A 12805-nucleotide genomic window follows, 5' to 3' on the forward strand; every position below is an offset into this window, starting at 1 on the left:
TCGATAAGATACTATGGGTCAGCGGGGTAGAGCAGGCGGCAACCGGCTATGCGCCCCGGCCAAAAAAAAGCCGGAACGGCGGCAACCGTTCCGGCGGATACTCAACAAGGTCCTGGCAGACCTCATTTTCACGTAACCACAACAATAATGCACAATTTTATTGGACTGACAGCGGGCCTCTGCCTGCTGATCGGGAGCGAATTATGGGCGCAGTCGGGGAGCACGCTGCCCGGCCCGGTGCAGTCGATAACCGTTTCCGGCACCGTATATGCCGACAACCGCGAGCCGTTGCCCGGCGCAACGATCGTTGTGAAGGGGCAGAACCGGGGTACCAGTTCCGACGGAAAGGGCCACTACAGCCTGCAGGCCGCTCCGGGGCAGGTACTGACCGTATCGGCCATCGGCTACAAAACCGCCGAAGTGACCGCGCGGCTGGGCACCATCCTCGACATAACCCTGACCGAATCGGCTTCCCAGCTCAACGAAGTAGTGGTGGTGGGGTATGGTACCCAGGAGCGAAAAAACCTGATCGGTTCGGTTAGTCAGCTCGATGCCGACGCCGTCCGAACCCGCCCCGTGGCCAGTTTCGAGCAGCAGCTGCAGGGCCGGGTGGCGGGTGTACAGGTGTCGGCCAACACGGGCATCCCGGGCGACGGGCTGTACTTCCGCATTCGGGGCAGCACCTCCATCAATGCCAGCAACGACCCGCTCTACGTGGTCGACGGGGTCTTTATCAACAACAACAGCCTGCAGAAAATAACCACACAGGGGCAGGCTAATAACCCCCTGGCCGACATCAATCCGGCCGATATCGAGTCGATCTCGATTCTGAAAGACGCTGAGGCTACGGCTATCTACGGAGCCCGGGCGGCCAATGGAGTGGTGGTGATCACCACCAAACGGGGCAGCTACAATGCCAAAACCAGGGTGGCTATCAACACTTCGGTGGGGCAGGCCTGGGCACCCCGACTGTGGGACCTGGTGACGGGTCCCGAACACGCAAGCATCATCAACGAAGCCTGGACCAACGACGGCAAACCGGCGGCCTCCCGACCCTTCCGACCTGTGTCGGAAGGGGGGCGGGGGCTACCCGAGGAGCAGGCCACGTATGATCGGCTACACGACGTTTTCCGGACGGGTGTGCTGCAGAACTACGACCTGAGCGTATCGGGGGGCAACGAGCAGACCCGGTTCTACCTCGGGGGCGGCTATACCAGCCAGCAGGCCACGCTGCGCACCAACGATTTCAGCCGCGCCAGCTTCAAACTCAACCTCGACCATGCCCTCACCGACCGCATCCGGGTCGGCACGAGCAACAGCTTCGCCCAGTCGAACCGCACCAATGCCCGCGTGGGCGACGGGCCCCAGGGGGGTATTCTGCAGGCGGCCCTGCACACGCCGACCTACCTGCCCAAGTTCAACGCCGACGGCAGCTATGCCAAATGGGCCGGGTTCGACAACCTCGACGTGCTGATCAACAACACCGACATGCACTCGGTCAGCACGCGCTACATCGGCAACGTTTACGGCGACTACACGATTGTGCCGGGCCTGACCCTCCGCAGCAGCTGGAGCCTCGACTACAACCTGTTTGACGAGTACGAATACTGGAATACGCTGACCAACCGGGGTAGTGCCAGCAAGGGACTGGCCACGTCGAGCATCAGTCAGAATACCGTCTGGATCAATGAGCAGACGCTGCAGTACCGCCGAACGCTGACCGACCGGCACGCGATTGGCGTACTGGTGGGCAACACGGTGCAGGGCAACCTGACCAGGCAGACCCTGGCGCAAGGGACCAACTTCCCCTCCAACGCGTTTAAACAGATAGCCTCGGCCTCGGTCACCACGTCGTCGTCTAACCAGAGTCAGAGCCGGCTGGCGTCGTTTTTCGGGCGGGTCGATTACAACTTTGCCCGAACGTACTTTATCGAAGCCAGTCTGCGGGCCGATGCTTCGAGCCGGTTCGGCACCAACCACCGCTGGGGCTATTTCCCGTCGGCGGGGATAGCCTGGCAGGTGAAGCAGGCGCGTTTTCTGCAGAGCGTGCGGGCCATCAGCGATCTGAAACTACGGGCCAGCATTGGCTGGACGGGCAACCAGAACGGCATCAACGATTTTGCATCGCGCGGGTTGTGGGGCGGGGGCCAGAACTACCAGGATAACCCCGGCACGTTTCCGACCCAGCTGGCCAACCCCGACCTGAAGTGGGAAACCACGCGCCAGGCCAACATTGGCCTGAACCTGGGGCTGTTCAACAACCGCATCGGGCTGGAAGTAAACGCCTACGAGAAATACACAACCGACCTGCTCATTCAGGTGCCGCTGGCCCAGAGCACAGGCTTCGCCAGCATCTTCCGCAACGACGGTGAGGTAAGCAACCGCGGTATTGAGATTAGCCTGAACGTGGTGCCGGTGCAGACCCGTACTCTGACCTGGACCAGCAACCTCAACCTGTCGTCGAACCGCAACCGCATCGAGAAACTGACGATACCCGTCGACGCGACGTATAACGTGGAGCGGCTGGTTCAGGGCTATCCCTACCACGCGTTCTTTGTCTACAAACAACTGGGGGTGAACCCCGAAACGGGCGACGCCATCTACGACGACTACAACAAAGACGGGGTGCTTACGGCGGCCGACCGGCAGTATGTGGGTACGGCGCTGCCCCGGCTGGTGGGTGGGTTTGCCAACAACGTCAGCTACCGGGGCTTCGACCTGGCCGTGCTGATCAACTTCAGCTCGGGTAATCTGGTCAACAACAACAACCGCTTCTTTCACGAGTCGGGGGGCACACGCGACGACCGGCGGGCCATCAACAAAAACCAGCTGAACCGCTGGCAGAAACCCGGTGATATAACCGACGTGCCACGCGTGACCACGCTGGGCAATAACTACAACCTGAACCCCAACAGCCGCTTTATCGAAGATGGCTCGTTTGTGCGGCTTAACAGCGTGGTGCTGGGCTATACCCTGCCCAAAAACCTGCTGAAACGGGTGGGCATTTCGTCGGCCCGGATCTATTACAACGGCTCGAACCTGTGGCTGCTGAGCCGCTACCAGGGGCCCGACCCGGAAGTGAACGTAACGGCGAACCAAAGTACGCAGGGGCAGGACCTGGGTACGCCACCCATCCCCCGCACGGCCCAGCTGGGTCTGAATCTAACGCTTTGACAACCGCAGCCAACGGGTACGCCTATGGGCGGAAACCGGCTGGCGCGGCAAACGACAGTCTACATGAAAAAACCATACATCTGTGCCCTGCTGCTGGGGCTAAGCAGCTGCCAGCAGTTTCTGACCGTTGAGCCGGTGCTACAGGTCGACGAGCAGCAGGCCATTACGGGGGCGGCCACGGCCGAGGTAGCGCTGAACGGGCTGTATAACCGGCTGGGGGCCGATAACTACTATGGGGCCAATTTCCCTGCCCTGTCGTACCTGTCGGGGGGCGATATCCAGTGGACGGGGTCGCAGGGTGCCCCGCAGGAGATTACGGCCCGCAAACTCACCGCCGACAATGGCTACGTGAGTCAGGCCTGGTCGGGTATTTACCAGACTATTCTGGCGGCCAACTACCTCATCGAAAGCGTGCCCACGCTGACCGATCCACTGCTGACTGCCGACCGGCGGGGACAGTTGCGGGGCGAAGCGCTGGCCATCCGGGCGCTGGCGTACTTCGATCTGGTCCGGGGCTGGGGCGGGGTGCAGCTGGTGCTGAAACCCACCCGTTCGGCGGCCGACAATCAGGGCATCGCGCGCAGCTCGACCGCCGACACCTACGCGCAGGTACTGGCCGATCTGACGGCGGCCGAACCGCTGCTGACGGCAACGACCAACCGCAACCGCGTAACCCGAAAAACCGTCTGGGCGCTGCGGGCGCGTTACCACCTGTACCGGCAGGAGTGGGCGCTGGCCGAAACCTACGCGGCCAAACTAATCGACGATGGCGCAAACTACACCCTGGCGAAGCCCTACAGCGCCTTCTTTGCCAGCAACGCCGTGGCTACGCCAGAGTCGGTCTGGGAACTGGCGTATGGCAACTCGGCCAGAAATAGTCATTACAACTGGTGGCTTCCACCCGCCCTGGGTGGCCGGCGCGAATGGGCGCCCAACCCGCAGCTGGTGGCGCTGCTCAACAATCCGGCCGTGGGCGGCAACCGGTCGGCGCTGATCGGGCAAACCGCCCCGCCGGGTAACCTGTGGTATGGCAAACTGTACTACCGCACACCCACCGGTACCGATCCGGCTTACCTGATCCGACTCGCCGAACTGTACCTGATCCGGGCCGAGGCCCGGGGGCGGCAGGGAAAGACCGATCTGGCGCTGGCCGATCTGAACGCCGTGCGGAGCCGGGCCGGGCTGACCGCCCTGACGAGCGACACAACGCCCACGACCGATGCCCTGCTGCTGGCCATCGAAAGCGAACGGCGGCTGGAGTTTGCCTTCGAAACCGACCGCTGGTTCGACCTGATCCGAACAGGCCGGGCAGGGGCCGTGCTCGGCATCACCGACCCCCGCAAGTACCTGTTCCCCATTCCGACGAGTGAGCTGCTGGCCGACAAAGCCCTGACCCAGAACCCCGGCTACTGATGCGCCGGCGCCCTCCGATCGTTAGTTTCCGATGAGGCTGCGTAGTTTGTAGCCGGTGCAGCCGCCCCACGGGGAAACAGGCTGCACCGGCTACAACAACCTCAAACCAACCACCCTCTTATGCGTACGTTTCTGAACGCCTGTCTGTTGTTTTTTCTGCTGATGGTATCGCTGCGGCCCGCCAGTGCCCAAACCCCCGCTGCCACTACCATCGGTCCCGAGAATGGGGCGCTGGTAATTGTGGGGGGCGGGGCCATTCCGCCCGATGTCTGGAACCGGTTTATCGAGCTGGCGGGTGGTCCCAGCGCTCGTATCGTGGTCATTCCAACCGCCGGCGACGATTCGTCGCTGGTGGCGTCGGGGCAGCGCACCCGGCAGCGGCTGCTCGATCTGGGCGTTAAGCACGTAACCCTGCTCCACACCCGCGACCCCAAACAAGCCAACGACCCCGCTTTTGTGGCCCCGCTGCAGCAGGCAACGGCCGTCTGGTTCGACGGGGGGCGGCACTGGCGGCTGGCCGACGCCTACCTCAATACCCGCACCCACCAGGCGTTTCGGGCGCTGCTGGCCCGCGGGGGTGTCATCGGCGGCACCTCGGCCGGGGCGACCATTCTGGGCTCGTTTATGGTGCGGGGCGATACCAAAGGCAACGCCATTCTGGTGGGCGACCATACGGAAGGGCTTGGCTTTCTGCGCGACGTCACCATCGACCAGCACGTGCTGCGCCGAAACCGGCAGTTCGATTTAATCGAGGTCATCAAAGCCCGGCCGGCGCTGCTCGGGCTGGGTATCGACGAGGGCACAGCCGTGGTGGTGCGCGGCAACACGTTCGAGGTGCTGGGCAGCTCCTACGTGAGTATCTACGACAGCCGGCAGATCAGCAGCAACGCGCAGTACCCGTCGGGGCAGAATAGCGCCGGTGGCCCGTTTTATTTTCTCGGCAAAGGCCAGCAGTTCGACCTGCAGACCCGCACCGTGCTTACTCCTTCCCGACAACGGCCGGGCGAACCGGCCCGCTAACCAACCCATACCGATGCACCAACACCCGAATCCTATGCCTGCCGACCCGTCCGCTGCCCTGACCCGCCGGGCGGCCTGGCAGCAGGGCCTGCTGTACATCGCCATTTTGTTTTTTGCGGTGCAGGTACTGCCGCTGACGCCCGCGTTCTGGCGCGCGCTGGTGGCTCTCGATGGACAGTATCCATCGCTGTTTGTACTGGCCAGCTATACGCCCGACTGGGTGGGGCGGCCCGGTTCGTTCGGCAACATGGCCGTGGCGGCTGGTCTGGCGCTGGTCGGCGCCCTGATCTGGATGCGCTGGACCGCGCACCGGACAGCGGCTGGCCACCCGCCCCCCAACCACAACCGGCTGCAGGCCTGGCTCCGCCTGGCGCTGCGCTACCGGCTGGCGGTTGGTCTGCTGGCCTTCGGGCTTATCAAGCTGATTCCGCTGCAGGCACCGGCCCCCTCGCTGAGCGCCCTCAACACCCCTTACGGTGAAATGACCGAGTGGAAACTGTTTGTGCTGACGCTGGGTATCGTGCCGTCGTACCAGTCGTTTCTGGGGGCAATCGAAACGCTGGCCGGACTGCTGCTGCTCACGCGCCGGTCGGCTACCATCGGCGCCTTCATCACGGTTTTTTTCTCGGGTAATGTCTTTATGTCGAACCTGGCCTATGGCGGGGGCGACGGCGCTTACGCGCTGCTGCTGTTTCTGATGGCGCTTTACCTGCTGTGCGACGACATCCCGCGCCTGTATCGGCTGCTGGTGCTGGGCCGCCCCACGGCGCCCAACCGCTATCGGCTCCGGTACGGGCCGGGCTGGCCGCAAACGGGGCGGTGGGTGGCCAAAGCTGCACTCGCGGCCGGTCTGCTGCTGTATGCCGGTACAGCCTACCGGGCGTGGCAGCGGGGTGGGCACCAGTACCCGGCCGATACGCGGCCTGCTGTGCTCGGTGGGGCCGCCGGGCTGTATACCGTGCGGACCTTTCAGCTCAATGGCCAGACGCGCCCGCCCTCGGCAACCGACTCGGTGCGCTGGGACAACGTGGTGGTCGAGCGCTGGAACACACTCAGCATCCGCCGGCCGGCCCCGGCCCCGCTCGATCCGGCCAACCGCGAAACCATTGCCTCAACCGATGCGGCCCGCACCTTTGAGGCCGCCGGCCAGATTGGCCGGCACTATTACCGCTACCAGCCGGTCATGGCGGCCTCCCACACCCTGCAACTGCAAAATTCCCAGCGCCCGGCCGATACCTACCGGCTCACCTACACCCAGCCCCGCCCCGGCACGCTGGTGCTGGCCGGCCGAAACGCCCGTCACGATTCGGTCTACGCCGTACTCGAGCGGGTCGACAAACCGTATCTGCTGGTTGAAGCGGCCCGTAGCGGCCGGCGGCACCAGCTAAGGCTCTGAACCTTTCGCCCATGCTTATACAACCTGCCACCCAGCCCCCCCGTCGGGCACCCGTGCCCCCCGCTGCTGCTCCGCTGGCCGTAACCCCCTGGTCGTTTGGCCAGCGGCTGGCACTCCGGATTGCCGTTATTTTTTTCGGGATCATGGCGCTGCCCAACAGCCTGCGCTGGTACCGCGACCTGCTGGCCCTCGACTGGACCAGTCTGCACTACCGCGACCTGTACGACATTGCCCGCTTCGGCTCGGGGCTGACCCTGTTTGGTAACCGGTTGTTCGGCAACGAATTGATGGGCTACGCACCCTGGCTGATTACCGCGCTGGTGGCTGTGGTGGGCGGTCTGCTCTGGACCGGCCTGGCCCGGTGGCGCGGCCGCGAGGTGCGGAATTATAATGACCTGTATTACTGGCTGCGGGTGGTGGTGCGCTACCGGGCCGGTATCGGTATTATTGGTTTCGGGTTCACCAAAGTGCTGCCAACGCAGCTGCCTTATCCGTCGCTGGGGCTCATGAACGCTAACTTTGGCGACCTGACGGCGCAGAAGCTGTACTGGCTATCGATCGGTATCGTGCCCTGGTACGAGGTGTTCGCGGGGGTGGTGGAGGTGGTGGCGGGTATCCTGCTTTTCTTCCGTAAAACCACCTTTCTGGGCGCCGTGCTGCTGTTCGGTGCCCTGGCCGATATCGTCTGGGTTAACCTGGCCTACGACGGGGGCGTCCACGTCTATAGTTCGTACTTTGTGCTGCTGGCGGGTTTTCTGCTCTGGAAGGATCTGCCCGCGGTCTGGAATCTGCTCGTTCGGGAACGCTATACCGTACCCTACACGTATCACCCGGCGCTGACGCAGCCCTGGCAACGCTGGGGGCGCTACACCCTGAAAGCCCTGACCCTGTGGCTGTTTGTAGTCGTGCTGTTTTACCTGCAGGTGGTCAACTTTATCTACGACCCCTACAAGCAACCGGCGCAGGCGGGGGTACGAACGCTGCGGGGCAACTACGCCGTAACCGATTTCCGCATCAACGGCAAGTCGCTGCCCTATGACCCCACCGACACAACACGCTGGCGACAGGCGACCTTCGAAAACTGGAGTACGCTGACGTTCTCGGTCAACAAACCCGCCCGGCTCGACCTGAGCAATGGGGGCGGGGCCCCCATGCGCGACCTCAACCGAACCTTCGAGGTGACGGGCGTGGCCGGTGGGCAGCGGGTGTTCTACTACGATGCCGATACGGTGGCGCGGGTGCTGTATTTGCAGGACAAGGTACGGATCGAGGGACCCCGGGCCGATGCGCCCGGGGCAGGCAACCCCGCCGAGAGCGGCACCCGGCGCCCTGGGCCTACTCCCTCGGCCCGGGCCCGGGCTGAGCGCGACTGGATACCGGCCAGCGCCCGGGCCGTTATCGGCGATGAATTCAGCAAGGTCGATCCGCTGGTGCAGACCACCCGGCGCCGGCGCGGCCTGATTGAGGAAAGCAAACCCGCCGAGCGCGACCGGCTGGTACTGCATTACGACACTACCGATGGCCGGCGGGTCATTCTGCGCGGGCAGACCGGGCCGTACGACTCCATCGAAGTGGTGCTCGACCGGGTCGAACGCCCCTACGCCCTGAGCCCCAACAGCCTGCCGGCGGGTCGCTATAACGACCGATGAACCCGCTCGAAACGACCTGGACACCCTTCTGGGCCTGTCGGCTTATGCGTCGAAATGCGTATGTTGGCCGCCAAAGCCGGTAAGATGGCTTGCCGCATGGATGAACGAAGCACATAAAATAGGCTGGCGTACGGCTACCTCGCTGGTGGTGGCCAACATGGTGGGTACGGGCGTATTCACGAGCCTGGGCTTTCAGCTGGGATCGGTGCAGCAAACGGGGAGTATTGTGCTGCTCTGGGTGCTGGGCGGGCTGCTCGCCCTGATCGGGGCGTTTACGTTTGCCGAACTGGGCACCCACTACCCCCGCGACAACGGGGGTGACTACGTGTTCATTGCCCGGGGGCTGCACCCCTTTCTGGGCTACCTCTCGGCCTGGGTGTCGCTGGTGGGTGGCTTTGCGGCCCCGGTGGCCATTGCCGGCAAGGCCATGGAAGCGTACCTCGCGGCCTTCGGGGGCGGTTCGTGGCGGTGGCTGACGGTCGGGCTCGTGCTGTCGACCGGCTTTATCCACTCGGTCAGTCTGCGCCACAGCAGCCGCTTTCAGAATGCCACCACGCTGCTCAAGCTGCTCTTTGTGGCCGCGCTGCTCGGCGTGGGGGTGTGGGTGGCGCCCGCCCTGCCCAACGCCCTGCGTACCGACGGACCCGTTGTCGCCGAAGTGCTGACGGCCGGTTTTGCCGTTTCACTGCTCTACGTTACCTATGCCTACACGGGCTGGAACGCGGCCGCCTACATCGTGGCCGAAATCCGCGAGCCACGCCGGAATCTGCCCCGGGCCCTGCTGCTGGGTACGGGCACGGTGACGGCGCTGTATGTAGCACTGCAGCTCGTGTTTCTGCGGCTGGCCCCGGCCGAAGGGTTACAGAATCAGGCCGATGTGGCTGTTATTGCGTTCCAGAACCGGTTCGGGCCGACGGTCGGCCGGTGGGTCAGCGCCGGCATCGCCCTGCAGCTGGTGGCTACCATGAGTTCGTACTGCTGGATCGGCGCCCGGGTTACGAGCCGCATGGCCGCCGATTTTCCGCTGTGGTGCTACTTTGGCCGGCTCTCGGCGCAGCATATTCCGGTGCGGGCCATCTGGCTGCAGGTGGGCATCACGCTGCTCCTGCTTTTTTCGGGTACCCTCGAGCAGGTGCTGCTCTGTACCTCGTTTGTGCTGCAGCTGATGGGTACCCTGGCCGTGGCCAGTCTGCTCCGCACACCCCGCCAGCCCGGCGACTTCCCGAGTCCGTTGCGGCCATGGCTGCAGTGGGGCTACATCGCGTTCAGCACCGCTGTGCTGGGTTTCATCATCAACGACCGCCCTTACGAAAGCCTGATCGGGCTGGGTATTGTGCTGGTGGGAGGGCTGACGTACTGGCTGAGGCCGCGCCGGGCCTGATCAGGTGGCTTTCAGCAGGCGGAGCGATGCCCTGCTGAGCGTCACGACCGGATGCCTATATACGTATAAGTGATTCTTACTAAAAGGTTGGTTGCCGGGTCGGTTATTATCTAATTAAAATTAATCGTTTGTTTGTGAGGTGATTGGTATTGAGTAGTGCCTTGAAATAGCGCAGATTCTGGTGAGTATAAATACAATAAAAGCATCATACGTTCTGGCGCAAATGGTATAATTTATAGCTACCTTTGTCTTGACTCCTTAGCAATAGTTATGAACGCTGATCGATCTACTCAACCGGACTGCACCAGTATTTGGCTCGTCGACGATGATGAAGACGACCTGTTTATGTTGACGACCGCCATCGAGCGGGTTGCCCCAACCGTGCAGATACAGGTATTACGTGATGGCGATGAACTGCTGCCAAAACTGAAGCAGGCGATGCCGGTGCCGAATGTGGTGATCATGGATTTGAATATGCCCCGTATGAACGGGTTGTATGCCCTTGAGTTACTGCGGGCGCAGCACGATTATCAGCAATTGCCGGTCATCATGCTGACAACGTCGTCCCACGAACAAGATCGGGCCCGCTCGGAGAAGCTGGGCGCGTCGGCATTTTACAGCAAACCCACCGAATTTCAGGACCTGCTGACCCTGACTGCCGGGCTTATCAATCAGTGGGGGAGTCAAATGTACAGGTGATTTCCTATAGGCTTATACGTTATATTTGACGGTATGCGGGAGGTACTTCAGAAACGATATAATGTAACGGTGACCGGGCACGGCACACAGCCCCTGGTGCTGGCTCACGGGTTCGGCTGTGATCAGCACATGTGGCGGTACATCGCCCCCGCCTTCGAAGCTGATTACAAAGTGGTGCGCTTCGATTACATCGGTCATGGTAAGCAGGCCCCCGACACCTACAATGCCGAACGCTACAGCACCCTGCATGGCTACGCACAGGATATTCTGGATATCTGCCATGCCCTTGAACTGACCGATGTGATTCTGGTGGGGCATTCGGTCAGCAGCATGATCGGCCTGCTGGCCTGTCTGGCCGAGCCCACGCTGTTTCATCGGCTGATCATGATTGGCCCATCGCCCTGCTACATCAACGATGGCGAGTACTGGGGTGGTTTTGATCGCGAAGACATCAATGAACTGCTGGCTACACTGGATGGTAACTTTCTGGGCTGGGCCAACACCTTCGGCCCTGTCATCATGGGTAACCCCGACCAGCCTGAGCTGGGGCAGGAACTGACGGCGAGCTTCTGCCAGACCAATCCGCAGATAGCCCTTCAGCTGGCCCGGGTAACGTTCTACGGTGACAACCGGGCCGACCTGCCCAGGCTACGTGTACCCTCGCTCATTATTCAGGCGCAGCAGGATGTCATTGCGCCCCTTCAGGTGGGCGAATACGTAGCCCGGCATACGCCCAAAAGTACGCTGGCAGTCATTGAGGCAACCGGTCACTGCCCGCACCTGAGTGCGCCCCGGCCAACCATCGAGGCTATTCGGGAATACCTGCTGACCGTCAACTGATCGTTGCCTCAACATGCCTGATACATTTGATCTGTTGCCAGCGGCTGTGCTGGTGGTTAATAGCGAACACCACATCGTAAAGGCAAACAGCTACAGCTGTCAGCTACTGGGCTACACACCGCAGCAGTTGATTGGTCAGTCAGTGGAGCGGATTATGGCTGTTGCCAGCCGGATCTACTTTCAGACCCATATTTACCCCATCGTCACGTTACAGCGGGCCGCCAGCGAAGTGTACCTGTCGCTCCTGACCAGCGACCGGGTGTCTATTCCGGTACTGCTGAACGCGGTGGCCAAAGAGCGCGACGGCGGTCAGTTGGTGTACTTTGCCTTTATGCCGGTGCACCAGCGCCGGCAATTCGAGCAGGAGCTGATCAACGCCCGTCGGCAGGCCGAAGAAGCCCTCTTTCGAAACGATGAACTGGTGCGGCTCAAAAATGAGCTCGAAACGAATCAGGTCGAACTCGACCGGCAGCTCAGTTCGCTTAAACAGCGGAACGACGAGTTGGAACAGTTCAGCCGGATCATCGCGCACGATTTGCAGGAGCCGCTCCGGAAACTGATGCTCTTTGCCGACCTGCTGCAGCAGGAAACCGATTCGGTGCTGACACCCGTGGGCCAGCAGGCCATAGCGAGTATGGCCCGGGCCAGTGGCCGCATGCGGCACCTGATCCGCGATTTGCAGTTTTACTTCACCCAGACAAGTGAAGAAGTGTCTTCGCGGCCCGTTTCGCTCGATTGGTTGCTGAATCAGGTGACCAGCGAATTTCGGGACGACACCTGCTCGATTGAAGTCGATGCCTTGCCCGACGTGATGGGGAGCGAAGCCGAACTGGGCACCCTGTTTCGCCACCTGATCGACAATGCGGTCAAGTTTCGCCGGCCCGATACGCCCCTGACCGTTCACATTGCCGGTACCGTTGTGGGCGTCAACCGATTTCGGAATCTGCCCGGCAAATACGATTATGCCGATTATGCCCGTATTACGGTAACCGACAACGGGATGGGTTTCGGCAATGAGCACCGCGAAACCGTTTTCATGCTGTTGAAAAAACTGCACGGCCCTACACCCGGCATCGGGATCGGCCTGGCCATTGCCCGAAAGATTGCCGAACGGCACGGCGGCCAGATATCGGCCCAGTCGACGCCCGGCCAGGGCACCACCATTACCCTGCTGTTGCCCATTGGCGGGTAAGCCTGTGGTTTCGGCGCTGAACGGTGGCAGGCGTTGAGGCC

The 12805-nt window shown here is 62.1% G+C and carries 9 protein-coding genes; all 9 read left to right on the top strand.

Going from position 1 to position 12805, the window contains the following annotated elements; translation table 11 throughout:
- The first annotated feature begins 147 nt into the window (after positions 1-147).
- The 9 genes from ACYVAC_RS19400 (at position 148) to ACYVAC_RS19440 (ending at position 12764) form a co-directional block, all read left to right on the top strand.
- A complete protein-coding gene (locus tag ACYVAC_RS19400; protein WP_461099450.1) occupies positions 148-3174 on the top strand; it encodes a SusC/RagA family TonB-linked outer membrane protein in 3027 nt (1008 codons plus the stop codon).
- Between the two features lie 63 nt (positions 3175-3237).
- Positions 3238-4587, top strand: a complete 1350-nt coding sequence (locus ACYVAC_RS19405) for a RagB/SusD family nutrient uptake outer membrane protein (RefSeq protein ID WP_461099451.1) — start codon at positions 3238-3240, stop codon at positions 4585-4587.
- A 120-nt stretch (positions 4588-4707) separates the two neighbouring features.
- The gene (locus ACYVAC_RS19410) at positions 4708-5607 is read left to right on the top strand and encodes a cyanophycinase (RefSeq protein WP_461099452.1); all 900 of its coding nucleotides are present in this window, start codon (positions 4708-4710) and stop codon (positions 5605-5607) included.
- A gap of 34 nt (positions 5608-5641) precedes the next feature.
- Complete coding sequence (locus tag ACYVAC_RS19415; RefSeq protein WP_461099453.1) at positions 5642-7003, top strand: DoxX family protein; 1362 nt, start codon at positions 5642-5644, stop codon at positions 7001-7003.
- Positions 7004-7014: 11 nt separating this feature from the next.
- Positions 7015-8652: a hypothetical protein gene (locus ACYVAC_RS19420; protein ID WP_461099454.1), complete on the top strand. Its 1638-nt coding sequence runs from the start codon at positions 7015-7017 to the stop codon at positions 8650-8652.
- 100 nt (positions 8653-8752) lie between these two features.
- Positions 8753-10033: an APC family permease gene (locus ACYVAC_RS19425; protein ID WP_461099455.1), complete on the top strand. Its 1281-nt coding sequence runs from the start codon at positions 8753-8755 to the stop codon at positions 10031-10033.
- Between the two features lie 270 nt (positions 10034-10303).
- Complete coding sequence (locus ACYVAC_RS19430; RefSeq protein ID WP_461099456.1) at positions 10304-10732, top strand: response regulator; 429 nt, start codon at positions 10304-10306, stop codon at positions 10730-10732.
- A 33-nt stretch (positions 10733-10765) separates the two neighbouring features.
- Positions 10766-11572: an alpha/beta fold hydrolase gene (locus ACYVAC_RS19435; protein WP_461099457.1), complete on the top strand. Its 807-nt coding sequence runs from the start codon at positions 10766-10768 to the stop codon at positions 11570-11572.
- A gap of 13 nt (positions 11573-11585) precedes the next feature.
- The gene (locus ACYVAC_RS19440; RefSeq protein ID WP_461099458.1) at positions 11586-12764 is read left to right on the top strand and encodes an ATP-binding protein; all 1179 of its coding nucleotides are present in this window, start codon (positions 11586-11588) and stop codon (positions 12762-12764) included.
- The last annotated feature ends 41 nt before the right edge of the window (positions 12765-12805 follow it).

This window comes from Spirosoma luteolum, from assembly GCF_054778875.1.